Genomic DNA, 26,086 nt, shown 5'->3' with positions numbered 1-26,086 from the left:
TCTTAGTGGATGGTGTGCAGTTCGTAGCTGGCGTCGTCGCGGTCCGACGCCGACGGTTCGGTGCAGAGAAAGGAATTCCAGCCCAGGCGCGCGCCGCCGCCCTCGGCGTCGCCGCCCAGCGCGCTGCCGGCGACGTCCTCCTTGGCCATCACCAGGCGCACCTCGTATTCAAAGCTGAGCCCGCCGAACATCGTCAGCAGCTTTTCCAGCGCCTGGGCGCGGGCGCCGCCGGGCAGGAAGTCGGCGAACGCCGACTTGGACAACGGGCCGATCCACAGCCGGATGCGCAGGTCGCGCTGCCAGATGCGGTCGCCCGCCATGGCGGACACGCCCAGCACCGCGCCGGGCCGGCCCAACTGGGTGCGGTTCTCGGGCGGCACGTGATACCAGCGGCCGACGAACTGTTCGACCCGCAAGGCCACCTGGAAATAGTCGGCCAGCACCCGCTGCAGGTACGCGGCCGACACCGGCCGCTGCCGCGCCGCCGCCGCGTAGTGCGCCAGCGACTCGTCGAACACGCGGCCTTCGCCCGCATGCAGGCGGTCGCGCAGCGCCGGATGGCCGACGCCGCCCAACGCCAGGAGCAGCGGCAGGTAGTGATGGTCCTGCTCGGTCTCGTGCCGCAGCGGCATGCGGTACTTCTTCCAGGCCGCGTAGAACAGCGCCGCGGCCCGGTTCGAGAAGATGTCGAAGAAGGCGCGGGCGCCGCGGTCGCGCGTGGCGCTTTCGCGGTGGCTCAGGATCTCGGAGTAATGCAGCGGCAAGGCGCCCTGCCCGCCCAGCAGGCCGAAGAAGGCCGGCTCGATCTCCACCCGCCCCAGGGTGCCGGCCGCCAGCGCCGCCAGGCGCGCCTCGGCGTCGTGCAGGGCCTGGCCGTTCTTGTCGAAGGCCGTCAACCCCGCGATCTCGCTGGCCGGAAAGCCCAGCGATGACGAGTTGACGAAGCGCAGGTGCGCCGGCACGGCATTCTTGGCGCGCGTGCCTTCCTGGCGCGCGAACCACAGTTCCAGCACCCGCACGGCCTGGAAGAACTTGAAGCGCTGCGGCTCGGCCAGCAGCGATTCGATTACGCTAGGATCGCGTCGCCGTTGCATGGAGCACACCGTAGGATTTCTTCCGCGCCGCGGCGCGACAGCACCACCAACTGCACGAAGCTGTTGGCATGCACGTAAAGGCCGAAGAAGCGGTTGAGCACCGCCACGAAGGCATGCAGGCTGGTGCCCACGAAGTTGTCTTCATTGATCGTCAGCCGGATCTCGATGCCGCGCACGAAGGTCGCGAATGGCTCGCCGGGCATCCAGTGGGTCGCGGGCTTGTAGTCCAGCCCCACCAGTCCTTCGATCTGGCGCGCCGCCACCGCCGCGTGCGACAGGTCGTACAGGCGCAGCGTCTCCTTCAGGGCAGGAAGGCCGCTGTGCACCAGCGACAGGTGGTTCAGCGCCAGGTGCGAGATCAGCCGCCAGTGCGCCGCGCGGCCCTGCTGGAAGCGGTGCGTGTGGGTCGGGCGGCGCAGCATGCGGATCTCGCGCGCCACCGAGCCGCCCTCCAGGAACAGGTCGCCGCCCGGCTGGCCCACCGCCAGGTGCGACGGCAGGTCGCGGTTGGTGCAGGTCAGTTCCAGGCTCAGTGTTTCGGTCTGTGGCAAGGCCGGGTTGAAATCGATGTCGACGATGGACATCTCCATTTCGTAGCCCGGGCTGCGCTCGGCCACCATCGCATCGCGCCGCGCGGTCCAGTAATGGCTGGCGCCCTCGGGCGTTTCGCCGTGATGCAGCGAATAGAACGGCCGGAACTCCACCACCGAATCGCCCTGCGCGTTCTGCCGCACCAGCCGCACGCGGTCGATGGAATAGACCTCGTAGCCGTAGGCGCGGCGGGCGTCGGCCACCACCGGATAGGAGGCCGCCGCATGCGTGACGCGGATGGGATCGGCGCGCTGCTCGAACAGGTTGATCACCGGCGTGCAGCCCAGCCGGAAGTTATCCGCCGACGCCGACTCCAGCAGGCGCGCGGTATTCGAATCGGCGCGCAGCCCCTTGACCGGCAGGTGCAGCGTGAATTCGCGCGCCGGGCCGACCGCGCGCCGCAGCGCCGCCAGGTCGATGTCGACGAAATTGAATTTTTCGGAGAAGACGAAGTACTCGGCCAGCAGCCGATAGGCCGGATGCGAGCTGGCCGGAAAGTCGATCAGCGCGTCGTCCTCGGCCAGCCCCACTTGCGCCAGCGGCACGTCAGGCAGCCGGTTCCAGCGGCCGGGCTGGGTTTCGATGTAAGCCGCCGCGGTGCGCAGGAACAGGCAGTCGCGCAGCGCCGCCACGAACGACGGCTCGCCATGCAGATAGACCCGCAGGCGGTCCACGGCCAGCGTGGCGAAGCTTTGCGTCTCGGCCAGGCAGGCCAGCGTCAGCGACAGCCGGCCGGTCACGCCCGGCGGCAACTGCGTGGCCGATGGCGCGTTGGCGGTCGAGGCGAACGTGGCCTGGCGGATGGCCACCGGCGCCAGGGTCACGTCATAGGCCGTGCGGAAGCGGCAGGCCACGCCGCGCACGGCGTGCGATTTCAATTCGGTGCCCCGCGCCACGCGCACCGGCGCGGTCAATTGCGCCGCCACCCCGCCCATGTCGAACTGCGCGATCGAGCATGACGGAAACGGCCGCAGGTAATGCGGGTACATCACTTCGAACAACGCTTCCGTGAACTCCGGATAGTCGTCGTCCAGCTTCTTGTTGATGCGCGCGCCCAACAGGGCGAACGACTCGATCATGCGTTCGACGTGCGGATCCTCGCAGGTCTCGCCCGATAGCCCCAGGCGCGCGGCGATCTTCGGATAGCGCTGGGCGAAATCCCGCGACGAACCGCGCAGGAACCCCAGCTCGCGTTCGTAGTACGGCAGCAGTTCTTCCATCTTTCCCTTCCTCGCCGGCGGCTGGCCGCCGGCGCCCGCGTGCGTTTATGTTGTCAGGCGGCCGCCGCGGCCTTGGCCCAGCCCTTGCTGACCGAATACTGCAGCGTCGACGGCTGCAGGGTCGCGTCGAACGTCACCGGCTCGTGGGCCGGGCCGACGTCCAGCATCGCGGTGATCGCGAAATACAGCACCGACGTGGCGCGGCCGTCGACCTGCAGCACCACCCGCACGTGCGTCAACCGCGGCTCATGGCGGGCGATGGCCTGCTCCAGCGACCGGCAGATGAATTCCCGGTCGTAGTGGCTGGCCAGGCTGAGCCCGGAGAAATCCGACAGGCCATAGGTCAGGATCGACCGCTGGCAGTTCGGATAGCGCTTGAGCGACGCCTCGGTGAAGACCATGCGGGTATTGAGCAGGGCCTCGATGTCGCGCGCGACGGTTTCCTTGATTTCCTCGACCGACAGGCGGCGCAGCGCGTGCGGCGCCGGGCCGTCCGCCTCGAACAGCTTGTCGAACAGGCTGGGTTCGAATCCCTTCATCACGGACCTCTTTCAGGAAAACCGCGGCCCGGGGACGAGCCGCGGCCTTCGCCTTGCCGCGCGGTCGGGATCAGACCGAGTAGGTCTTGTCGTTCTTGGTCAGGCTCCAGGCGCCCTGGGAATTGCCGCCCTGGTTGCCGCCCACCTTCTGCTGCGTGTACTTCCACTGCACCGCGGCGTACTTGAGCGAGAACGATTCGTGCGGCAGGCCTTCGCTGACCACTTCCGGCGCCACGCGCGAGATGATCACGTACTTGAGCTTGATTTCCAGGTACTTGACGCGGTTGCCTTCGCCGTCGGCGCGCAGGAAGTCGATGGTCACTTCGTCAAACGTCGTGCCGCCCGAGGCGTGCTGGTAGAGCAGCGGGCTGACCACGTCCAGATCCTTGGTGAAGACCATTTCGCCGTGCTCGGTGCGTTCGGCGGTATGGCCGCCCGAGGTCGAGGCGGTGGCCGAACGCGGCTGGATGATCTCGTGGCGCCACGAGCCCACTTCGATCCAGTCCGGGTGGTCCTTGTCCTGGGACTCGCCCTTGAGCGCGGGATTGCCGAATTTGACGTAGATGTCCTTCATTAAAGTACTCTCCGGTTAAAAGCTTTGAATCAGACGGTCATCACGATTTCTGGGCCTGGGCGGGCAGTTCCGCAACCAGGCGCAGGGAAATCGACAGCTCGTCGAGTTGGAAATGCGGCCGCAGGAACGCCACGGCCCGGAACACGCCAGGACGACCCGGCACTTCGGCTACTTGCACCGATGCTTCCCGCAGGGGGAATTGCGCTTTCTGCTCCTGGTTCGCGTTGTCGTCCAGCAGCACGTACTGCGAGACCCAGCGGTTCAGGAAGCTCTCGACCGATTGCGCGGACGCAAAACTGCCGATCTTGTCGCGCATCATCGCCTTCAGGTAGTGGGCCACGCGCGACACGGAGAAGATGTATTGCAACTGCGCCGACAGCACCGCGTTGGCGTTGGCGCTGTCGGTGTTGTACTTCTTGGCCTTCTGCACCGACTGGGCGCCGAAGAACGCGGCGTAGTCGGAGTTCTTGCAGTGCACCAGCGGGATCAGGCCGAGGTCGCTCAGTTCCTTCTCGCGCCGGTCGGTGATGGCGATTTCGGTCGGGCACTTCAGCGCGATCTCGCCGTCGTCGGTCTTGAAGGTGTGCGTCGGCAGGTTCTCGACCAGGCCGCCGCCTTCGACGCCGCGGATTGCCGCGCACCAGCCGAAGTCGGCAAAGGCCGCGGTCAGGCGCGCGCCGAAGGCCCAGGCGGCGTTGCACCACAGGTACTTGGAATGGTCGGTGCCGTCGACGTCCTCGACGAAGTTGAAGCCTTCCACCGAGGTGCCCTCTTTCGGGTCGTACGGCAGGCGGCCCAGGAAGCGCGGCATGGTCAGGCCGACGTAGCGCGAGTCCTCGGAATCGCGGAAGCTGCGCCACTTGGTGTATTCGACGGTGTCGAACACCTTGGCCAGGTCGCGCGGCCGGCCCAGGTCGGCGAAGCTGTCCAGGCCAAGCAGTTCGGGCGAGGCCGAGGCGATGAACGGGGCGTGCGATGCCGCGGCCACGTGCGACATCTGTTCGATGAAGTACATGTCCTCGGGCTGGCGGGTGATCTCGAAGTTGCCCAGCAGCGCGCCGAAGGGCGAACCGCCGAAGGTGCCGAATTCCTCTTCGTAGACCTTCTTGAACATCAGGCTCTGGTCGAAGTCGATGGCGGTCTGGAAGTCGCGCACCAGGTCGCGCTTGGTGACGTTGAGCACCTTGATCTTGAGCATCGGCCCGGTATTGCTTTCCTGGCACAGGTAATGCAGGCCGCGCCAGGTGCTTTCGAGCTTCTGGAACTCGGCGCCGTGCATGACTTCGCTGAGCTGGGCGGAGATCAGGCGGTCCAGCTCGGCCACGCGGGCGTCGAGCATGGCGGACAGGTTGTCCGACACCACCACGGTGCCCTTCATGACTTCGCGCGCCAGTTCGCCGATCAGGTCCTTGGCGCGATCGTGCTCGGCGGTGGATTTGGCCACCCGGCTCTGCTCGACGATCTGGTCGAGCAGGCCCGAGTCGGCGGCGGCGGCCGGGGCGGATGCGTTCTGCGCAGCGGCGGAATTACTCATTGCTGCCTCCCTTGCCGTCCTTGCCGGCTTCGCTGGTCAGTTGCTGCAGTTTTTCCGTGCTGCTGAGCACCTCGCCCAGCAGGTCTTCCAGCTTGTCGTTGCCGGCCAGCTTGTTGCGCAGGTCGGCCAGCTTGGTGCGGATCTCCAGCAATTCCTTGAGCGGTTCGATCTGCTGCACCACCGCCTCGGGCCGGAAGTCCTCGATCGAGCGGAACTTCAGGTCGACGCCGAAGGTGCCGCCCTCTTCCGTCAGGCGGTTCTTGACGCGATAGGCGGCGCGCGGCTCCAGGCCGCGCATCACGTCGTCGAAGTTGTCGACGTCGATGTTGACGAACTTGCGGTCCTTCAGGCGCGGCAGCTCGGCTTCCGACTGCGCGCTGAAGTCGCCCACCACGCCCACGACGAAGGGCAGTTCCTTTTGCTCGATCGCGTCGCCCTTCTCGACGTCATAGGTCAACTGGACGCGCGGCGGGCGTACTTTCTGGAGTCTTTTCTGAACGCTTTCTTTCTTAGCCATGGGGGCTCCAAGCGGGTGCGTATTGACGATGGCAAGCGGACCCGGCCAGCCGGGTCCGGCGGCCGATCAGGGTTTGTTGAGGAGGTTGCCGAACGGATCCGGCGCGCGGCCCGATGCGGGCGGAGGCGTCTGGGCGGACGAGGCGGCGCCGCCAGACTGCGCCGGCCTGGCCGCGGGCGTCGCGGGGGTGTTGGCGGCCGAGGCCGGCGCGCCGCCCGTGGTGGGAGTACCGGCTGCGGGCGTACCGGCTGCGGGCGTGCCCGTGCCGGCGGCGCCGTCGTTGCGCGGCTTGGGCGGACGCGCGCCGCCGCCGCGCGGCGGCTTGCGGCCCTCGGGGAACAACACGTCCTGGCCAAGCGTCTCGCGCATGGCGGCGGCCAGGGCCACCGCGTCGCTGCGGGCATTGCCGGCCAGCAGCGCGTCGGCGCGCAGGTCCGCCAGCGACTGCATCGCGACCCGCAGGCCGCCCACGGCGCGCACCGTCTTGGCGGTGAAATCGTTCGAATCGCGGTTCAGCGCCTCGTCGGCGGCGACGATGGCTTCCCCGTACTTCTGCTCGTCAAAGCGGATCTTGGCGATATACGACCAGGGCTCGCCGCGCGAGGGGTTGCGTTGTGCGATTTCCTGGAATTGGGCCACGGCCTCGTCGCCGCCCTTGTTGGCCAGCGTCTCCGTGGCCTGGGTGATCGACTGCTTGTATTCAGCGTCCGTCTGGGGCTTGCTGGTGGTGGCGCAACCGGCCATTAACGCCACCATGCCACCTATGAGGAAATACCGGGAAAGTTGCATTTTTTGGGCACGTGTCTGATGTAACCAAGGGCCGCGTATTTCAACAACTTTTTGTTAGTACACCACTACAGGGCATTACGTCATGTAACTCACGCCGAAATGTCGCTCAACGTGCCGTCATCTGTATGCCGTCGCAATGATCCGGTATAAAGAGCCATGTCAAAACATCTCAATTTATCGCGATGCCTGGCCGCCACGATGCTTATCGCGGCAGCCCCCGTCATTACTGGTTGTGCGGCGGTTTCCGCCCTTGGCGCGGTGGCCGGAATCACCGGCACGGCGCTCGATGCGGCGGGCCTGAAAAAGGACCCGAATGCGCCCACGGACGTGAAATTGGCGATACACGCCGGAGAAAATTTGAATGCGAGCAGCGGCCAGCCAACCGCCGTCGTTACGAAAGCATACTATTTGAAGAATGCCGAGGCATTTCAGCGCGCACCGCTCACGCAATTGGTTGATACTGCGCAGGAAAAGGCGGCATTGGGCGACAGTCTGATCGCGTCGCGCGAAATCACCCTGACTCCAGGCCAGCGTTTCGAAAACGTCGAGAAGGTGCCGAAAGGCGCCGCGTATATCGCCGTTGCCGCCTTGTTTTACGCGCCCGCGCCGCAGCGCTGGAAATATGTGTTCGAGGTCAAAGAGGTCGAGGACACGGGCATCGTCCTGGGCGCGCATGCCTGCGCCATGACGGTCGCCACCGGCAAGATCGTGGTGCCGCCAGGCATGCCCGCGTTCGATCCGTCCCGGCTCGGTTCGTTGCAATGCCCGAACTGAATCCGGCGCGAGCCGGATGCGTTCACCGAAACGTCCTCTTTATATTTATATATAGATAGTCAATAACGAGAGCCCGCCAACGTGAGTTATTCAGCGAAGATTCTGTGGGGAGAGGGGCTGTTCCTGCGGCCCCAGCATTTTCAGCGCCAGGACGCCTACCATGAGGCCCGCCTGGCGGAGATGAGCCGGGCGCTGCATCCCTATTCCTGGGGCCTGCGCGCGGCGCGCTTCGATGCCGCCGCGCTCGCCAACGGCATGCTGCGCGCCACCGAGCTGTCGGCGATCTTTCCCGACGGCGAGATCTACAATGCGCCGCACAACGACGACCTGCCGCCGGCCGTGGCGCTGGACGGGCTCGACGGCGCCAGCGAGGCCGTGTTCTACCTGGCCCTGCATCCGATGAAGGACATCGGCGGCAACTACCGCGACGCGCAGCAATCGCAAGGTTTCGATGCCCGCTACGCGCACCAGGACAGCCCGGCGCCGGACCTCTACACCAACGCCAGCACCGCCGACCTGGCGTTCCTGCGCAAGAACGTGCGGCTGCTGTCCGAGCACGAACCGCGCGACGCGCTGCTGACCCTGCCGGTGGCGCGCGTGCGCCGCACCGCCAGCGCCGGTTACGAACTGGACACCAGCTTCATCGCCCCCAGCCTCACGGTGCAGGCCTGCGGCGCGCTGTTCGAGCAGTTGCGCCGCCTGCTGGACGCGCTGCAGGCCAAGGTCAACGCGCTGTACGGCTTTCACCGCGAACCCAACAAGAACATCATCGAGTTCCGCTCGGGCGACGTGGCCTCGTTCTGGCTGCTGCATACCGCCAACGAAGCCTATTCGGCGCTGTCGCACCTGTTCCACAACCCGCAACTGCATCCGGAGCGCCTGTTCCAGGAAATGCTGCGGCTGGCCGGCGCGCTGATGACGTTCTCGAAAGTGCACACGCTGGCCGACCTGCCGGTGTATCGCCACGAGCAGCCCGGCGCGGCCTTCGCGCAGCTCGACACGATCCTGCGCGACCTGCTCGACACCGTCATCTCGACTCGCTACTTCTCGATCGTGCTGGAAGAACTGCGGCCGTCGTTCCACGTCGGCCGGCTCGATTCCGACAAGCTCGACGAAACCACCGCGCTGTACCTGTCGGTGTCGGCCGCAACGCCCGCCAGCGAACTGGCCGAGACCGTGCCGCTGCGCTTCAAGGTCGGCGCGCCCGACGACGTCGAGAAGCTGGTGCTGTCGGCCATGCCGGGCGTGCAACTGGCCTACACCCCGCAGGTGCCGCCGGCGGTGCCGGTCAAGCCCGGCGCGTGCTATTTCGCCTTGCAGACGCGCGGTTCGCTGTACGACCGCATGCTGCAGGCCCGCAGCATCGCCATCTATGCGCCTGCCGGCATACCCGAACTGAAACTGGACCTGATCGCCGTCACCCGCTGACCGGCGCCCGTACGACCCGACGCAACCCGACGCCCACTGAAAGAGCCGCCATGAACACCGCCGCGCCCTCTCTGATGCCTGCAACCTCGCTCCCGCCCCACGCCGCCGACTTCTACGGCTCGCGTCCCGCCAAGTCACTGCTGGACCTGCTGTACGACGGTTTCCTGATGCTGTTCCTGCTCAAGAGCGGGCAGGAGCCGGCCAGCGCCGCGTCGTTCTCGGCCCGGGTGCAGCAGTTCCTCGCGGACTTCGAACGCAGCGCCAAGAAGCTCGACATCCCGGCCGAGGACGTCTACGCCACCAAGTACGCGTTCTGCGCCGCGGTTGACGAAACCGTGCTGAACTCCGGCTTCTCGATCCGCGACGCGTGGATGCTGCAACCGCTGCAACTGACACTGTTCGGCGAGCAACTGGCCGGCGAGAACTTCTTCACGCGCCTGGAGGACCTGCGCGCCCAGGGCGCGCCGCGGCTGCAGTCGCTGGAGGTGTTCTACATGTGCCTGCTGCTGGGCTTCCAGGGCAAGTACATGATCGAGGGCCAGGAAAAACTCGGCTACCTGACCGCGCGCCTGGGCGACGAGATCGCGCTGCTGCGCGGCAAGCGCGCCGGCTTCGCGCCGCACTGGCCGCTGCCCGACAAGATCGCCCACACGCTCAAGCGCGACGTGCCGCTGTGGAGCATCGGCGCGCTGTTCGCCCTGCTGGGCCTGCTGGCCTACCTGGGCATGGCCCACTTCCTGAACGGCGACATGCAGACCGCCATGGCGCCCTATCACGACATCGTCAAGCTCGGGCCGCGCGCCGCCCACCTGACCATCTCGCTGCCCTGAAGGTTCACGCACACCGCCACGCACCATGATCGATCGCTCCTCCCCGCCCGCGGGCTATAGCAGCCTGAATGTTGCCTCGCTGTCCCAGAACGCCCGCCTGCTGCGCGTCGACACCCCGCTGGGCGAGGCGCTCGCCGTCGAACGCATGCATCTGCGCGAAGGCGTGTCCGAGCTGTTCGCGCTGACGCTGGACTGCCTGTCCTCGTCCGCCGAACTGGATATCGAATCCCTGCTGGGCAAGGAGATCAGCGTCGGCCTGCTGCTGGCCGATGGCGGACAGCGGCGCTGGCACGCGGTGGTGGAAGGCGTGGATGCGCTGGGCGCCGACGGCGGGCTGGCGCGCTACCGCCTGCACGCCGCGCCCTGGCTGGCCACGCTGCGGCTGCGGCGCGACAGCTTCGTGTTCCAGGACAAGTCGGTCACCGACATCCTGACCGACGTGTTCGCGGACTACCCGCTGGCCGCGTTCGCCTTCGAGATCACAGAACCGCTGGCGCCGCGCCCGGTGCGCACCCAGTACCGGGAGACCGACCTGGACTTCGTGCTGCGGTTGATGGCCGAGGCCGGCCTGAGCTTTCGCTTCGACCACCAGCAGGGCGACGGCCAGGCCGACGGCGGCGGCGCGCGCCACCGCCTGGTGGTGTTCGACGCCCGCGCCGCGCGGCCGGCCAACCCCGCCGCCTCGCTGCGCTTTCATCGCAGCGACGCCACCGAATCCGAAGACAGCGTCACGCGCTTTGGCGCGGCGCGCGCGCTGCGCGCCAACACCGTCACCCGCGTCGCCTGGAACGACCGCGCGTTGCTGGCGCACGGCGCCCATGCCGAATCGGCCCTGGACGCCGGCGCGCTGCCGCCGCTGGAAGACTACGACTACGACGGCCACGGCCGCCATCCCGACGATGCCACGGCCGAGCAGCTGGCCAGCCGCGGCCTGCAGGCGCACGAAGCGCGCGCGCTGCAATTCGAGGGCGGCGGCACGGCCCGCCAGATGCTGCCGGGCCACGTCTTCGCGCTGACCCAGCACGACCGCTACGCGCAGGGCGATGCCGCCCCGGGCGACGAGCTGGGCGGCAACCAATACACCCTGCTGTGGGTGGAACACGAGGCCGCCAACAACCTGGGCAGCCAGGCCGCCCAGGCGCTGGACACGCCCGATCTGGAGCACGGCGCCTATCGCAACAACTTCGGCGCGCAGCCGGCCGCCGCCGCGCTGCTGCCAGCCTGGCGCGCCCGGCCCACGGCCCCCGAGGGCGTGACCGCGCTGGTGGTGACGGCGCAGGACGCCAGCGTGACCACCGGCCGCGACCTGCGCGTCAAGGTGCAGTTCCCGTGGCAACGCGGCGAACGGCCGCTGCCGGGCGGGCTGCGCCACCGCAGCCACGGCGACGACGCCGGCAACGCGCCCGGCGACGACCGCTCCGGCACCTGGCTGCGCGTGGCCGGCGCGCAAGCGGGCCCGAACTGGGGCGCGCACCACCTGCCGCGCCAGGGCACCGAAGTCGTGGTGGAATTCCTCGACGGCGACATCGACCAGCCCGTGGTGGTGGCGCAGTTGTACAACGACAGCGACCTGCCGCCCTGGAGCGCGGGCGTGGACGCCGATGCCAACCATCCCGGCACGCTCAGCGGCTGGCACAGCCAGGGCCTGGACGGCAGCGGCCACACCCAGTGGCTGTTCGACGACACCGCAGGCCAGGTGCGCACGCGCCTGTCCAGCTCCATCGCCGCCTCGCAATTGGGGCTGGGCTATCTGGTGCAGCAAGGCGCCGACGACGCCTCGCGCGGCCAATGGCGCGGCACGGGCTTCGAGCTGCGTTCCGACGCCTGGACCGTGGTGCGTTCAGGCCAGGGCATGCTGCTGTCGGCCAACGCCCGCGAAAGCGCCCGCTCCACCCAGGCCGATGCCCAGGAAGCGCTGCTGTTGCTGCGCGGCGCGCAACATGCCGCGCAGCGTATCGACAACCTGGCCACGCAGAGCCAGGCGCGCGCGCTGGCGGCCAACGAACAATTCAACCCGCTGATCCAGGCGCTGGACCCGAAGGCCGACGGCCGCTATGCCGGCAGCGTCGGCGGCCAGCAGGCGGTGAAGGCCAGCGCCAACGAACGCAGCGGCACCGACCCGGTCGAACGCATCGATGGCGCCCGCATGCTGGTCGACGCGCCCTCGTCGCTGAACCTGGCGACCCCCGCCAGCGCGATCCTGCATGCCAGCGAAAACCTGCACGCCACCACCCAGGCCGACGGCCACGTCGCGGCGCGCCAGACCTTCGCCAGCGCCTCGGGCCGTTCCACCAGCCTGTTCGTGCAGGACGGCGGCCTGCGCGCCATCGCCGCCAACGCGCCGGTGTCGATCCACGCGCACACCGACATGCTGGAAATGCTGGCGGGCCAGGACATCACCATCACCTCCACCACCGACAGCATCGAGATCCTGGCGAACACCCGCATCACCTTGCAGGCCGCGGGCGGCGCCATCGTCATGGACGGCGGCGACATCCTCTTCAAAGGACCGGGCATGTTCTCGGTCAAGGGCGCTTCGCACAACCTGATCGGCCCGGCCAGCGACGCGGCCGCCCTGCCCGCGCTACCCTCCAGCCAGGTCGGCGACCCGATGCTGGTGACGGCCGAACTGGTGCACCGGCCCGCCGCGCTGCTCCAGGCCCTGAGCGGTTCAGGCAAGGCGCTCAATGCCGCTGGCGCTTCGGACGCCCTAGCCGCCGCGCCGGCCGCCGCCGATGCGACTTCCGCGGGCGGCCCCGGCTCGGCCCTGGCCGGTGGCGCCAGCGCGCTTTCGAGCGGCCTGACGGCCGCTTCCGGCATGCTGGACAAAGCCAAGTCAATGGCCGGCGCCGTGCTCAAGCCGGTGCAGGACCTGGGCGCGATGGCCGGCAAAGCCATGGGCGCCGTCACCGAAGCCGGCTCCGGCCTGGTCTCGGGCGTCGCGGCCAAGGCCGGCGGCATGGCGCAGTCCGCGGTGAGCGCGGTCACGCCGTCGCTGATGAGCGGCGGCACCCCGTCGCTGATGGGGCGCGCCGCTTCGGCCGCCGGCAATGCCACGCAATCGCTGGTAAGTGAAAGCGCCGCGTCCCTGACGCAAGGCGCCGGCGGCGCGCTCGCCAGCGCCGTGCCCATGCCTGCCGGCCTGGCCAACGCCGCCGACGCGGTCTCCCAGGCCGGCGCCATGGCCGGCCAGGCCACGGCGATGGCATCGCAGGCCGCCGCGCTGGGTTCGAAAGCCGGCGGCATGTTGTCCGGCGCCTCGGACGGTGCCGCTGGCGCGGCGGGTGCCTCGGCATCCGCGGGTGGCGCGGCGGGCGCGTCGACATCCGCTGGCGGCGTGGGCGCAGCCATCGGCCCGATGATGACCCAGGCCATGAGCGTCATGGGCGACCGCGGCGCGGCGCTCGGCTCCACCGTGAACACGCTGCTGTCGATGCCGGACGTCACCCAGGGCAACCTGCCCGCCGTGGCCGGCGCCATTCTCAGCACGCCGGGGCTGACCCACTCCGCGGTCCCGGCGGTGGTGGGCGCCATCCTGCAATCGCCCAGCATTTCCAGCGTGACGCTGCCCAAGGTGGCGCAAGCCATCATGAACATCCCCGCGGTGGCCAACTCGCCCTATCCGGGCCTGGCCCGGCGCGTGATGGAAGCGGCCGGCATCAACCTGCCCGGCGCCGCGCGGGTGCCCGGCGGCGCCACCGGCGAACCGGCGGGCGACACGCCAAGGCCAGCCACCACGGTGGCCTCGGCCTACCAGGCGCGTAGCGGCGCCAAGCTGCAATACGTCAACCTGCCGCAGGCCGAGGAACGCTGGAACGACGGCCAGGCGCTCACCAGCCTGGACCGCCAGACCAACAAGCCCAAGATCCGCGTGCGCTTCGACAAGGCCGGCCAACACCGCTTCACGGTCAAGGTCAGCCCGCGGCCGGGCAATGCGGTGTACTCGGCGCGCGAACTGAGCCGTCAGCCGCTCTACCGCGAACCGAACCAGCGCTCCTACAGTTACGTCACCGATCCGGACGGCACCAAGATCGTCGACGATATCGCGCTGCCAGCCGCCGGACTGAACACTTATCTGTTCGAGGTGGTCAACGACAAGAACCAGATCATCTCCACCGAGGTCGTGGAAACGGTCAGGCGCCTGTACATCCAGGAAATCATGCTGCCCGGCCCCGAGCCGATGCAACGCCCCCACGGCTTCCAGCCGACCGCGACCGAGTACGCGCGGCACGGCGTGGACGTGGTGCAGTTGCCGCCGCTGACCACGCGCGGCCAGGCCAATTACGATGTGATCTACGACAACAGCGCTGACGATGCCCGCCTGCGCAGCGCGGCACGGTCGGTCTACGCCCAATCGCAGGGCGCCGAGCGCGAGCCGTACACCATCGTGGCCTGCCACGTGGACCGGCTCGCCACGCCGAAGCCGGTGCAACCCTTTTACATCCGCGCCAACGCGGGCCCGGGCGCCGGCAGCACACAGGTCCAGTTCGCCGACGCCGCCGGCGACGTCAGCTTCCTCTGGTACAACATCGATCCGGCCCAGGACTGGTTCCTGGAATGCCTGTTCGAGTACACCGACCCGGCCGCCGGCGTGCGACGCGCGGAGGTGTCACGCGATCGGGTCACGCCGGTCCCCTACGATCCGGCCCAGCCCAAGGCCTGCCACGCGGTGAACGTACGCCTTGAGGGGCTGCTGCCCGTGCCCACGGCCGGCAAGATCGTGTTGCGCGTGCGACTCATGGAAAGCGCGGCGGCCGGTCTCGCGTTCTACAACACCAACCTGCTGTGCGTGGCCGCGATGTCCCCCTGGGACCCGGTGACGATGAACTACCAGCAGGAGACCTTCGTCCATGAAATCGGCCACCTGATCGGCATGACGCCCAGCGGCCCGGAATGGGTCCAAGCGCATCCGGACGAAGCCGACATGGACTCGTCCAAACTCGACAAGGGGCCGTTTTTCTATTCCAAGTGGGGCAACCACTGCCATCAGGGCCTGCCTGCGAACCGGTTCAGCGATGCCGACACTGGCGCCTGCGTCATGTTCGGCGCCGACTGCATGAGCATCCGCTTCTGCGTCCATTGCGCCAAGGCCGTCCGCAAAGTGGATATGTCCGGTGGCTGGCCCACGTTCTGACGGCTGGCGCCGCGCGGCGCCAGCCCTGGTTTTGCTGCTCGCGGCCGCGCTCTCCGCCCTGCCCGCGTCGGCGCGGACCGTCGGCGGTCCGCGCGCCCCCTCTCAACCCGCTACCCAGACCGCTTCCATGACCACCGACTGGATTGACCCGCCCGCCTTCGCCACCGCCCCCATCGGCACCGTGTTGGACCACGCCTGCATCCCGCCCAACCACGGCAGCGATGACCAACTGAACATCGCCGCGCCCACCCGCGTGCGGCCGCAGGCCACCGGCGCCTTAGTGATCCCGGTATGCGCGCAGGGCATCATCCCCGTCTCGCAAAATCAGAAGTTGCCGCGCTTCGTGGCGGTCAACACCCAGACCGGCAAGACCTACGAAGGCGTGGCCTACGAATACAAGCGCCGTCCGCCCCGCGCCGGCGTCGAGGTCGACGAGATCCCGGGCTCGCGCCCGCCCAAGGGCATCCCGATCAGCCCGGGCATCAGCGTCGGCACGCAGTTCAGCACCGACCTGGCGGCGCAGGTGGGATTGCCCACGGAGCCGGCGAGATACGAGGTGTACATCGAGTCCAACGGCGTGCGGTCCAATACGGTCACGATCGAAGTGCAGGCGGCGCCCTAGGCCTGGCGCGGCGCTGCCCCCGGCTGAGCATGTTCCCGCTCGAAATCCTTGTGCTCATGGGTGGCATGGCGCTGGCCGTCGGCGTCGCCGTGCTGGGGGTGGCGATCCAGGTGCTGCGCTTCATCCACTGGGGGTACTGGGCCGACGACGCGACCCACGGCGAGCGGCCCCATTTCACCGGCCCGCTGCTGGCCCTGGTGTTCAGCCTGCTGGCCGCCAGCGAAATCCTGCCGTTTCACCCGATCCTCGACCGGATCCATGAATTGAATCCGGTGCCGCCCTGGGCGACGGATTATTACGTGGTGGCGATGCTGGGGTTGATGGTGCTGTCCTGGGCCTATGGAGGCAGGGTCAAGCACTGGCTGTGGAACGGGTTGCGGCGATGGCTGCGGCGCTCAGGGGCGCAGTCCGAATCGTGAATACGCGGTAGCCCGAGCGTTGCGACCGCGTCGGCGTCAACCATTCTTGTCGCCCGGCGGCGTGCCCTGGGCTTTCAAGCGTGCGATGGTCGCCACCGGCAATGCAGCGACGGCCTTGGCGAAATCGCCTGGCTGGCGGCCGGGTTGCGACAGCAGCGCGGCGATTTCCGGGTCGGTGTCGAAGTCGGAGGCGACGGTGAAATACAGGCGCATGTATTGGCGCATGTCTTGCTTCTCCACGATGCGATACTTGATCCAGGCCGTCCTGGCGACTTTGCCAAGCACACGCAGGACCTCATCGCCATCCCGATAATCTTCGAATGCGCCTCGGTATTCCCGGTAAAGCCAGTCCGTCGTGTCGACCAACGGGAAGCGTGTCTGGCCGAGCAGTTTGCGGCTCAGGGCCAGCTCCATATGCTCATCGGGGTAGATGTGCAGTTCCAGGTACAACGGCCCATTGCCAGCGGGTATGGGCGTCGGGTCGAGATGGACCTTGGTTTCCTTGCGAAACAGCAAGCTGTCCATCGTACCGTCATAGAGATGCTTGATCGCCTCTTCACCATCCAGACCTGACCATCGAACCGTGAACTCCGTGCCCTTCAAGGTGTAGCAACAGGTCACTGATCCCTCGCCGCCGCCAACACCCATGGCGCCGCTGCTGGCGGTCCGCCCCGCTTTGTCGGAAATGAGGATGGTGTCGATGTCCCACGGCGTGTAGTTGTAGGCGATCAGGTTCAGACCACGATACTCGGGCTCGCCGCCACAAGCGGCCGATGCCGCCAGCAATGCGATTGCGAAAACCCGGCTTGCGTGCCGCCGCTTCATGGCCGGGCCGGCGCCAAACTATCCAGGTTCGCCCGCATCTGGTCCACGCGCGCCGCAGCGGCGGTGTCGCTCTTCATCTTCGCCTCCTCGGCCTTGAAATCGGTCTTGCCGAAAATGTCCTTGTCGCGCGTGCGGAAGTACAGCGTGGTGCTGGCCAGCAGGTGATCCGGCCAACTGCTCAGCATGGCGTCGTGCACCAGGAAGTCGAACAGCGCCATGACCTTGGGCGGCAGCGGATTCTTGCCGGCGCTGGCTTCGCGCCATACGTTCAGCAGGCGCTGTTCGGTGGCCCGCCTTGCCTTCATGTCGGCGAACGGGTCCTTGGGCTGGTCTTCGTCGGTCAACTTGCCGCCATTGCGCACGATGATGTCGTTGCGCATCTTTTGCATATCGCGCGGGCCCTGGTTCACCTGCTCGATGCGGCGCACCAGCTCAGGATTGGTGCGGCGGAGTTCGTCTTTGCGCCGCTCGTTCTCGGCATCCTTGCGCTCGGCATCTTCCAGCGCCCGGTATTCCTCCTCAAGCCGCTGCCACAACGGCTTGAACCGCTTGGGCGGCAACTCGCCACGGCTGGCCGCCGCGCGCTCCCAGCGTTCGTCCTTCAGCGCCTCCAGTTCTTTCAGGCGAGCCGTGTTTTCGGGCTTTGCCCGCTCTTCGCGGGACAGCGCCGACACGCGGCGGAGTTCTTCGTTGTATTCCTGTTCGGGCGTGAAGAAATCGCGATCCTTGATCCACTTTTCCGCGGGATCAGACAGTTCGCTCTTGAAGACGGGGTCCTGGTAGCGGACGGCGAGCCAGCGCAGGAAGACTTCCATGTGGGGCATGAAGTCGATGCCGGGCTCGTATTTCACGACGCTGCGATAGGCATCAACCAACTCGTTGATATGGTATGTCTGGCCGCCATCCTGGATAGACGCAGCCATGCTGAACTTGGCATAAGTCAGCGCCCGCTTGTCGAATAGTTGCTCCATGCTGTAGAAGCCCACGCCGTGGCAGAGGCCAAGATTCAGCATGTCGCGCAACGGCACCCGCGACAGCTCGCCGCGTGATCCAAGCGACCCCTCGGGACTGACACCCGTGACATCCCCGCTCGACCCGGGGTAGAGATACTGCTCACCCCGGGTTTTCTCAAGGCTATCCACACGCTGGTTGGCACGCAGCTCCTGCGCGGCGGCAAAGTGGACGCATTTTTCGACTGCGCCCGGCACCGTCAGCGTACGATCCTTGTGAGTCTGTTTGATCAGATCCGTAAATGGCAGAAAACCCAGGAAGGTATTCTCATCCATGATCGACGAGACGGAATCGAGCAACCCCAGGAAGCGGATGCGGATTTCAGCCTCGCGCGCGCCATTCACGCCCGGAAAGACGAGATCCTTGTCATGGCGACGGCGGTACTTCTTGACCACGTCGTTGATGAACTGGCGTGCCATGACGCCTCCCCGATCGCCGCCAAACACCGAAATCTCGATCCGCCGCACGTTATTCATTTCGGCGCTTACCGCCTCATGGACCGCACGCAACTGGCGCAGCGCCGCATCGACCCGCACGTCAACACCGGTTCCCATCAGGTAGGCCACGGTTTCGTTGTCACGAATGACGGGTACGCCTTCCAGCGCCGTGGTCTTGGCGACTTCCTTGGCCGCGGTCCAACCAACTTTCAAGGGATTTTTCTTGAAGCCTGCCCAGAAGCCACGCACCGTACCTTTGGCTCGATTGACCAGGCGTTCCGGGTCCCAGGCATTCCAGATCCGCACCACCTTGTCGGGAAGCGTCTTGACGTCCTTCACCACATCCTTGTACGCCTTGACCACCGGCTGAAACGAGCCCTCTTTGATCATCTTCTGGGTAGCACTGCGCAAGCGCTTGAGCGCATCCGTCTCCGGAATCTCGTCGGTGCGGGTGATGTTCTTGGCAGCGTTCTTGGCGTTCTTCGCGGCTTCGCTCAGGATTTTTTTTCCGGCGGTGGTCGCTCCGTATATCAAATCGTCATTCTTGGCGTCCGCATTCAACTCCGTGCCCAGTCCTGAATAGTAGAACCGGAACCAATACTGATTCACGGGACGATCTTCGTCGTCATGAGCATAGTGCGCTTCCCAGAGCCGACAGATATTCGAGTAGAACGTGGGATGCTTGTTATCGACATCGCGGCTGCGGCCGAACCCGTCGAAGAAGAACCCGATGCGGATCACGGCGCCACATTCCTGGCAGTCCTGCTTGGGATAGGCAGCCTCGTTCTCGGCCATTTTCTTGAGCACGGTGGCGGGGGTGCGATCCACCGGCGGCAGGCGGTCAGCCATTCTTGTCTCCCGGGGCGGTTCCCGTAGCTTTCAGATGCGCGATCTTGTCGGCAGGCAAGGCCTGCACGGCCTTGGCAAAGTCGCCCGGCTGGCGACCAGATTTGGCCAGCAGCGCCGCGATGTCCGGGTCGGTGTTGAAGTTCGATGCCACGGTGAAATACAGCAGCATGTATTCCTGCAGGTCCTGCTTATCCTCGAGACGGTATTTCGTCCAGGCCGTTTTGGTCACCTTGGCGACAACCCTGCGAACCTCGGCACTACTGCGATAGTCGCCCAGAGCGTCACGATGCTGGGCATAAAGCCAACGCGTAACCTCGACGATCGGAATGCGTACCTGCCCCAGCAACTTGCGGCTCAGTGCCAGCTCCATATGCTCGTCGGGGTAGATGTGCAGCTCCAGATATAGCGGCCCATCACCCGGCGGAATTTCGGCCGCTGGGAAACGGACGGGCGTCTCCTTGTTGAAGATCACCTCCTCCAACTTGCCGTCAAACATGTGTTGGCGGGCCTCCTCCGCGTCCGCTCCCCGCCATTGCACCTTGAAATCGGTGCCCTTGAGGTGATAGCAGCAGGTCACCGAACCTTCCCCGCCACCCGCGATGATGGCACCTGTAGTGGCCGAGTTTCCCTCTTTATCCGTGACCTCGACACGATCCAAATCCCAAGGCGTGTAGTTGTAAGTTACGAACGAGAGTCCCTTGTAGCTAGGCTCGCCACTGCATCCCGCCAGCATCCCCAGCCACATCAACAGAATGACCAAGCCCTTACGCATTCAAAACCCCCTGTTCCCGTTCCTGCTCCGCCCGCAGCAGCCCATCCCACACCGCGTCGGGCACATGTGCCAGCGCCTGCGACAGCCCCTCGCCCTGGAAGGCGCGCAGCGCCGGCGCGATTGCCTCGTGTTCGTCAAAGCGCGGGGAAATCGTGATGCCCCACGCCACGTAGTCCAGCATGTCGCGCTCGCTGGCGATGCCGTATGAGCGCGCCCGCGCCATCTGTTCGGTCACGCGCTCGACCAGTTCATCCTGCCGCAGTTCGCCCAGCACGCCGAGGTAGATGCGGCGGATCTGCACCGCCAGCTTGTCCGGATAGTCCAGCTCCAGCAGCGCCTGGTGCTGCGCCAGCGTGAACGGTTGCTGCCGGGGCGCATCGTCGGCCGGCCGCTGGCCGGGGCCGGTCCACTGCGCCAGGGTGCCGTCGCGGCGCGGGTAGCGCAGCAGATTGAACGGCGCCAGGAAACGCGCGCGCTCGGCCGGCGTCCACACCTGGAAGGCGCGGTCCAGGATGCGGCTGTCGTACAGGTGCAGGTAGTACTCGCGGCCATCGGGCAGGCCGTACTCCCCGTAATAGGCGAAGTGCGCCATCAGTTCGGCCAGCGGCAAGGGCGACACCAGATGGGTCAGCGCATACGCGCCGCTATCGCTTTGGTGCAGCCGCTTCAGCAGGCGCAGCAATTCCGAGGTACGCGGCTCGCCCGGGTCGCGCGACAGTTCGAAACGGGTCAGGTCATCGACCTCGATCAGCAACGGCGCGATGTCTTCGTAGATCGCCAGTTCGGTGCCAACCCAGATCGAGCCGTGGCTGAGATCCGCGCTGGCCCGGATCGGCGCTGCCAGTTCGGCGTGGCCGCGAAAATCCACCAGCAGAAAGGTATTCAATGCGGCGCCGACATCGGCGGCCAGCTCAACGGCCTGGGCCAGCGTGTCGCTCAGGCGCGACTCCCAATTCATCATGCCGCCCCTCATGCTTTGTCGGTGATCGACTGCACGCCATCCTGCGCGTCCAGCACGCACTGCTTGCAGACGGTGAACTGGGGGAAGGCATACGGCAGGCGGTCGGGCCCGGCGAACTGCTTGTTGCCGGTCTTGACGTCGATGCGGCCCGGCGCGGTGACGGTGATGTTGCCGCCTTCGAGCACGATGCTGGCGCCGGCCGCCGTGGCGATGCGGATGCGCTTGGGCGCGGCGTATTCCACCGCCGTCTGGGCGCTGCCGATGGTGATGTCCTGCTGCGCCTGCACCCGCAGGATGTCGTGCTGCGCCTGCACGTCGACATTGCCCTTGGCCGAGATCAGATCCAGCCCCGACTGCGCTCCGCCCTGCTGCAGGCCCGCCACGATGCCCAGGCCCTGCCCCGCATGCAGGCGCAGCGCGCCCATCACCGCCAGGTTCTGGTCCTTGCCCGCCGACCAGTGCAGCGCCTCGCCGGCGCTGTACTGCAGGTGCTGGCCGGCCACCTGCGCCAGCCCGGCGCGCGCGGCCATCAGCACCACCGGATCGGTGGCGTGCGGCACCTTGCCTGGCGCCGCGTCGGTATGCTTGGCCGAGGCGTCACCGCGCGCGCCTTCCACGCTGTCACCGGCCACCGTGCCCGAAACCGCGCGATGCATGGCCGCCAGCGGCGCCTTGTCGCCATCGAGCACGCTGGCGCCCGGCCCGCGCGTGCCCTGCACAGTCGCCAGCCGCAGCCCCTGATGCGCGCCCGCCACGCCGTCGAGCGAACGCGCCATCTGCTCAGTCTGGCCCGCCAGCGCCTGCACCCCGGCCGCATCGCCGATGGCGCTGGCCAGGCCGCCGGTCGCCGTATACGTGCTCAGCAGCACGCCCGCGCCGCCGCGCACCGCGCCGTAGCCATCCGTGCGCAGCTCGGCGCCCAGGCCACGCAGGCCGCCGCGGTAGTTGCCAGCCTGGTGGATCAGGTGTCCCAGGTTCAGCTCGCTGGCCTGCGCGCTGCTCTTGACCTGCATGCGCAACTGGCCATCGGTGTCATCGAACACGATCTGGTTGTAGCCCGCGCCGCCGAACTCCTTGCTCTTGAAGCCGCTCAAGGCGGCCGCGTTGCGATGGTTTTCGTCGCCGCCGGCCGCGCCGTGCCAGGCCGGCGCGTTGCCCGAGGCCAGGTTGGCCTGGGCGCTGGGCGCGCCATCGCGCGCGGCGGCATAGACCTGCGTGTCGGCCTTGGCGCCCTGGCGCCCGCCCGGCGTGGCGGGCGTGCCGCCTTCGCCTCGGCCGTTGTACAGCGCGCCCACCACGATGGGTTGGTCGATGTCGTCATCCAGGAAGCGCACCAGCACCTCCTGGCCGATGCGCGGCACGAAGCTGATGCCCATGCCCGCGCCTGACTGGCGCTGCGCCACCCGAACCCAACGGCTGGCGGCCTCGCCCTCGGCGGCGTTGGCCTGCCAATGAAAACGGATGCGAACGTCGCCGCGCTTGTTGCGCAGGATCTCGTCCTGCTCTTTCGGTTGCGTGCCGCCCTCGGCATCGGTGACGACAGCGGTGTGCACGCCGTGCACCGACGGCGCGCCCGTCAGGCGCGCGCCACGTGGTTGCGGCAGCGCGGGCCGCCAGGGACGGTCACAGCGCACCGCCTCGAAGCGGTTGGCGTAACCGACCTCGCGCGCCCTGGCCAGCACGGCCGCATCCGCGCGCAAGGCGATGGCGTCATGCGGTTGCGCGCCCGGCCCGGCCAAGGCGTCGCCATCCAGCGCCAGGTACTGATCCAGCCCGCCCAGCCGCTGCGCCAGCGAGGCGCGCGTTTCGGGCGGCAGGTTGTTGATGCCCACGTGCTCGACTCGGTCCAGCGCAAAGACCGGTTCGAAGCCGGCTTCGCCCGCCGGCCCCAGCGACGAGAGGTCCTGCAGCGTGAAGCGCGTGCCCGAGCGGAACGTGCGCACCACCCCGCGCCCGACGAAGGTTTCCGCGCGGGCGCGCACGGCTTCGGTCGCCAGGTCCGCCTGGCGGCGGGCCTGGGCTTCATCCGCAAAGCCGCCGTGGCCGGCGACCTCGTACCAATCCAGCCCATGCTCGTCGCTGTTGCCGCTGGCCGGATTGACCAGCGACTGCGCGGCCACCGCGCGCTTGCCGCTGTCATGCCAGCCCAGCACGGTGATGCTGTCCGGCGTGCGGCGTCGCTGGCGCGCCAGCGCCTGTACGGTGTCGCGCGATTCGGTCGCGGCGGCGCGCTGGAAGCGGATGCCGCCGTTCGCGGACTCGGCGTCCTCGGCCAGGTTGCGGCTGTCGGCGAACAACTGCACGACGTGGCGAGCGGGCACGCTTTCGTCTTCCAGCACGGTCCAGCCCAGGCCGGCCTCGGCCAGCAGGCGCGCCAGGAAGTCGTAGTCGGTCTCGCGATATTGCGTGGTGTAGGGACGCGGCTTCAGGTCCGCCAACGCCGGTTCGACGTCGGCCGCCAACCGGTAGACATAGCCTTCATAGCCATCGAGCACGTGGCGCACGATGTCCAGCACCGCCTTGCCTTCGAACACGCGGCTGGCGCGCCGCTGCGTGGCCAGCCACAGCCACGGCGCCACGGTCAGCCGGTAGCGCGCCAGGCCGGCGTCGCCCGACAGCAGCTCGGCTTCCCGAATCACGCCGCTGCGCGCCGCGCGACTGCCGTCGGCGCGCGCGGTCCACAGCGTGACCGGGCGAGAAATCATGTCCTGCAACGAGAGGCCGGCGTCATCCGACAGCGCCACCACGCGCAACTGGCCCACGCTCGAAAGCGCCTCGCGCGCGATCCAACCCTCCACCTGCAGGGACGCAAGCGCGCCCTCGCCTTGCAAACGGTAGAGTCGGGCATCTGCATTGAACAAGCCAGCGGTTGCGGTCGGATCCATCGAGGAAAAACCTTGGTCAGGCGCGATCACGGTTCGATGTGGGATTGCGCGTTGGGACATTCAGGGGCCGTGCCCCAGTGGCCCGCGCAGACGCGCAGGCGGCATTGTTCGCTTTCGAGAAAACCGAGCTTGCGGCATTCCCCGAGGCGGGTGGCGAGCGACGATCCCGGCAACTCGCGCACGAAGATACCGTCGGTCTTGTAGACCTTGGTGCCGGGCGGAGACGCCGGCGGCAAGCCGTAGGCCATCAGCGTCGCCAGCAAGGCCGCGTCGCTGTCATTGCGTGGCGTCGCCTTGCCGCGCGCCGGCGCGCTCTTCGACGTCGACGCCGCCGCGCCGGGCGTTGCCGCGGCGATCACGGTGGCTTCGCGCGAGCGCTCGGCGCGCTGCGTGGTCGGGCCGGGGGCCTTCGGCGCTGCGGCGCGCGGCGCGGTTGCGGGCTTGGGCGCGGCGGCCGTGACGGCCAGCGCCGCCAGCGGATTGGCGGGTTCGCCCTCGTCGGCGGGCTGCGTCAATTGCGCCAACGGATGATCGTCGATGATGGCGGCCGCGCTGGGCGGCGGCGCAGGCGCGTCCGCCGGCATGCGCGCCTGCGCGCTCGCGGGAGCATTGCCCTGCGGGTTGGCTTGCGTCGCGACCGCGGCGGCGCCTCCGGCGGACGGGTTGCCCGCGGGCCGGGCATCCGGCTCGATGCGCGCCACGACGGCCGGCAATTCCGCCGTGTCATAGACCGCCCACAGCCCCGCGCCGAGACATACCAGGAGCAGCACCAGCAGCACCCGCAGCGGCGCCCTCGAACGTTGCCTGGGCGGCAAGTGCCCCGCCTCGGCTTCGGGCACGCGGCCCTCGAGCGTGGCGAGAATGCGCGACGACTGCTGCGCATCCGCGGAGGATGAGCGTCCGGCTAGCAAGCTGGGAATAGGAGGCGGTGGTCGCGATCTTTTTTCGTCTTCTGCCATGCGAGATCCCGTGTCGGCAAGGGCGCACGAAGCCCCTTTAACCAAGGTGTCCGAGAATACCTGATGACATCTTTTAGATCACGGCTTCTTGTTACGATTTCTAAAGCATCGACGCTGTCTGCAACGCCCAAGCGCTTGCCTCAATCCCGAATAGAACAAAAGATTACGCCTTCGTGATTGAGGGATACCGTTGCTAGTTCTACTGCCCCTATATTTTCTGCTTGCGATTGGCGTCTCCGCGCTGCTGGTCTTTCCGTCATTCCGGACGGGAACCGCGCGGAGCCTGCGTGCGTTCGCACAGGGAATGCGGCGCCGCGTGGCGCGCGGCGCGGGACATGCGGGCGGGATGGTCGGCGGCTCCGCGCAGGTGGTGCGCGCGGGCGTGGGCCGTGCCGGCAGCACGTTTTCCGCGTACCGCTGGCAGATCGCCGCGGGCCTCGCTGTCGTGTTGCTTCCGTCCCTTTTCGCTTTCGTCATGCGACACAATCACACATTTATTTACGAGGATCGGATGGCCGGTCCGGACCCTCGCATCCAGGCCCTTCTGACCGGAGAAAGACTGGTTCCGCCGCCGCCCTTGCCGCCCGAAGTCTTCACCACGCGCGAGGTGGAATTGGTGCGCCCGAACCTGGGCGGCGCGAGCCGCGACTGGAACCTGCTGGACGCCGATTACCGCCAGCGCCTGCTGGCCGCCTATCGCATCATGCGCGAAGAGCATGGCTATGAAATGGTGCTGATCGAGGGCTACCGCAGCCCCGAGCGCCAGGAAGAACTGGCCAGCAAGGGTTCCCACGTAACCAACGCCGGCGCCTACCAGAGCTATCACCAATACGGCCTGGCCGCCGACAGCGCGTTCCTGCGCGACGGCAAGGTGGTGGTGTCGGAGAAGGACCCCTGGGCCATGCGCGGCTACGAGCTGTTTGGCGAGACCGCCGAGCGTGTCGGCCTGACGTGGGGCGGCCGCTGGAAGCTGATGGACTTCGGCCACACCGAATTGCGGCGCCCCGGCGTCATGCGACGCGACGCGGGGGCCGCGCAATGAGCCGATCATCTCGCGCGACTACCCTGCCCCCTGCCCCGACAACCGATTACCGCTACGAATCCACATGACCCGCTTTCTCAAAACCGGCCTGCTGCTGGCCCTGGTCTTCGGGGCGGTCTGGCTGGCCGTCATTATCTGGTGGCAGGAATCACGCACGCTGCCCACCGGGCTGGACATCGGCCTGTATCTGTTCGCGCTGCCGCTGGCGCTGATCGCGGCCGGCTGGGCCGGCCTGCGCATCGCGCGCGCCCGCCGCGAAGCCCGTGCCGCGGCCGCGGCG

General features: G+C 67.5%; 20 protein-coding genes and 1 pseudogene. 8 read left to right on the top strand and 13 right to left on the bottom strand.

The annotated features are described in order from the left end of the window. Window positions 1–2: 2 nt before the first annotated feature. The 7 genes from tssG to HV783_RS18585 form a co-directional block, all read right to left on the bottom strand. Entirely contained in the window at window positions 3–1,103 is a 1,101-nt protein-coding gene (gene tssG, locus HV783_RS18615) for a type VI secretion system baseplate subunit TssG (RefSeq protein ID WP_175143757.1), read from the bottom strand. Next, on the bottom strand, window positions 1,067–2,905 hold the full coding sequence (gene tssF, locus HV783_RS18610; RefSeq protein WP_054504407.1) for a type VI secretion system baseplate subunit TssF: 1,839 nt from the start codon (window positions 2,903–2,905) through the stop codon (window positions 1,067–1,069). Before tssF ends, tssG begins: the two co-directional genes overlap by 37 nt. A gap of 53 nt (window positions 2,906–2,958) precedes the next feature. Further along, the gene (gene tssE, locus HV783_RS18605; protein WP_054504406.1) at window positions 2,959–3,444 is read right to left on the bottom strand and encodes a type VI secretion system baseplate subunit TssE; all 486 of its coding nucleotides are present in this window, start codon (window positions 3,442–3,444) and stop codon (window positions 2,959–2,961) included. A 70-nt stretch (window positions 3,445–3,514) separates the two neighbouring features. Beyond that, window positions 3,515–4,018, bottom strand: coding sequence for an Hcp family type VI secretion system effector (locus HV783_RS18600; RefSeq protein WP_006384074.1), 504 nt, complete (start codon window positions 4,016–4,018; stop codon window positions 3,515–3,517). 40 nt (window positions 4,019–4,058) lie between these two features. Further along, window positions 4,059–5,552, bottom strand: a complete 1,494-nt coding sequence (gene tssC, locus HV783_RS18595; protein ID WP_068959502.1) for a type VI secretion system contractile sheath large subunit — start codon at window positions 5,550–5,552, stop codon at window positions 4,059–4,061. Then, entirely contained in the window at window positions 5,545–6,069 is a 525-nt protein-coding gene (gene tssB, locus HV783_RS18590) for a type VI secretion system contractile sheath small subunit (RefSeq protein ID WP_054504404.1), read from the bottom strand. Before tssB ends, tssC begins: the two co-directional genes overlap by 8 nt. A gap of 66 nt (window positions 6,070–6,135) precedes the next feature. After that, window positions 6,136–6,858, bottom strand: a complete 723-nt coding sequence (locus HV783_RS18585) for an outer membrane protein assembly factor BamD (RefSeq protein WP_254603951.1) — start codon at window positions 6,856–6,858, stop codon at window positions 6,136–6,138. 156 nt (window positions 6,859–7,014) lie between these two features. Between HV783_RS18585 and tssJ the strand changes: the two genes are divergently transcribed. From tssJ to HV783_RS18555, 6 genes are all read left to right on the top strand, one after another. Then, entirely contained in the window at window positions 7,015–7,632 is a 618-nt protein-coding gene (tssJ, locus tag HV783_RS18580) for a type VI secretion system lipoprotein TssJ (RefSeq protein ID WP_231132838.1), read from the top strand. 81 nt (window positions 7,633–7,713) lie between these two features. Beyond that, window positions 7,714–9,060: a type VI secretion system baseplate subunit TssK gene (gene tssK, locus HV783_RS18575; protein ID WP_054504402.1), complete on the top strand. Its 1,347-nt coding sequence runs from the start codon at window positions 7,714–7,716 to the stop codon at window positions 9,058–9,060. A gap of 50 nt (window positions 9,061–9,110) precedes the next feature. Beyond that, window positions 9,111–9,890: a type IVB secretion system protein IcmH/DotU gene (gene icmH, locus HV783_RS18570; RefSeq protein WP_054504401.1), complete on the top strand. Its 780-nt coding sequence runs from the start codon at window positions 9,111–9,113 to the stop codon at window positions 9,888–9,890. Between the two features lie 25 nt (window positions 9,891–9,915). Beyond that, window positions 9,916–15,024, top strand: a complete 5,109-nt coding sequence (locus tag HV783_RS18565; RefSeq protein WP_175189646.1) for a type VI secretion system Vgr family protein — start codon at window positions 9,916–9,918, stop codon at window positions 15,022–15,024. Between the two features lie 127 nt (window positions 15,025–15,151). After that, complete coding sequence (locus HV783_RS18560) at window positions 15,152–15,646, top strand: hypothetical protein (protein WP_254603949.1); 495 nt, start codon at window positions 15,152–15,154, stop codon at window positions 15,644–15,646. Window positions 15,647–15,675: 29 nt separating this feature from the next. Continuing rightward, on the top strand, window positions 15,676–16,065 hold the full coding sequence (locus HV783_RS18555; protein WP_175189644.1) for a hypothetical protein: 390 nt from the start codon (window positions 15,676–15,678) through the stop codon (window positions 16,063–16,065). A 36-nt stretch (window positions 16,066–16,101) separates the two neighbouring features. Here HV783_RS18555 and HV783_RS18550 read toward each other — a convergent pair whose 3' ends face one another. Genes HV783_RS18550 through HV783_RS18525 form a run of 6 tightly spaced genes read right to left on the bottom strand, consistent with a single transcriptional unit; the run spans window position 16,102 to window position 24,764 of the window. After that, complete coding sequence (locus HV783_RS18550; RefSeq protein WP_063580025.1) at window positions 16,102–16,890, bottom strand: DUF3304 domain-containing protein; 789 nt, start codon at window positions 16,888–16,890, stop codon at window positions 16,102–16,104. Beyond that, window positions 16,887–19,187, bottom strand: a complete 2,301-nt coding sequence (locus HV783_RS18545) for a T6SS phospholipase effector Tle1-like catalytic domain-containing protein (protein WP_063580024.1) — start codon at window positions 19,185–19,187, stop codon at window positions 16,887–16,889. The genes HV783_RS18550 and HV783_RS18545 overlap by 4 nt, the downstream gene beginning before the upstream one ends. Then, the gene (locus HV783_RS18540; protein ID WP_063583455.1) at window positions 19,180–19,959 is read right to left on the bottom strand and encodes a DUF3304 domain-containing protein; all 780 of its coding nucleotides are present in this window, start codon (window positions 19,957–19,959) and stop codon (window positions 19,180–19,182) included. The genes HV783_RS18545 and HV783_RS18540 overlap by 8 nt, the downstream gene beginning before the upstream one ends. Beyond that, the gene (locus tag HV783_RS18535; RefSeq protein ID WP_063583456.1) at window positions 19,952–20,920 is read right to left on the bottom strand and encodes a DUF4123 domain-containing protein; all 969 of its coding nucleotides are present in this window, start codon (window positions 20,918–20,920) and stop codon (window positions 19,952–19,954) included. The genes HV783_RS18540 and HV783_RS18535 overlap by 8 nt, the downstream gene beginning before the upstream one ends. A gap of 8 nt (window positions 20,921–20,928) precedes the next feature. Beyond that, complete coding sequence (locus tag HV783_RS18530; RefSeq protein WP_254603948.1) at window positions 20,929–23,781, bottom strand: type VI secretion system Vgr family protein; 2,853 nt, start codon at window positions 23,779–23,781, stop codon at window positions 20,929–20,931. 50 nt (window positions 23,782–23,831) lie between these two features. Next, on the bottom strand, window positions 23,832–24,764 hold the full coding sequence (locus HV783_RS18525) for a hypothetical protein (RefSeq protein WP_144657684.1): 933 nt from the start codon (window positions 24,762–24,764) through the stop codon (window positions 23,832–23,834). Between the two features lie 190 nt (window positions 24,765–24,954). On the opposite strand from HV783_RS18525, the gene HV783_RS18520 reads away from it, so the two are divergent. Together HV783_RS18520 and HV783_RS18515 are read left to right on the top strand one after the other, a co-directional pair. Next, window positions 24,955–25,806: a M15 family metallopeptidase gene (locus HV783_RS18520; RefSeq protein WP_054504393.1), complete on the top strand. Its 852-nt coding sequence runs from the start codon at window positions 24,955–24,957 to the stop codon at window positions 25,804–25,806. 64 nt (window positions 25,807–25,870) lie between these two features. After that, window positions 25,871–26,086, top strand: a pseudogene (locus HV783_RS18515) (hypothetical protein); the annotation flags it as partial.

The organism is Achromobacter dolens (assembly GCF_902859745.1).
GTDB classification, from domain to species: Bacteria; Pseudomonadota; Gammaproteobacteria; order Burkholderiales; family Burkholderiaceae_B; genus Achromobacter; species Achromobacter dolens.
Note: the sequence above shows the minus strand (reverse complement) of the source record. Positions and strands in the feature narration are given on the sequence as shown.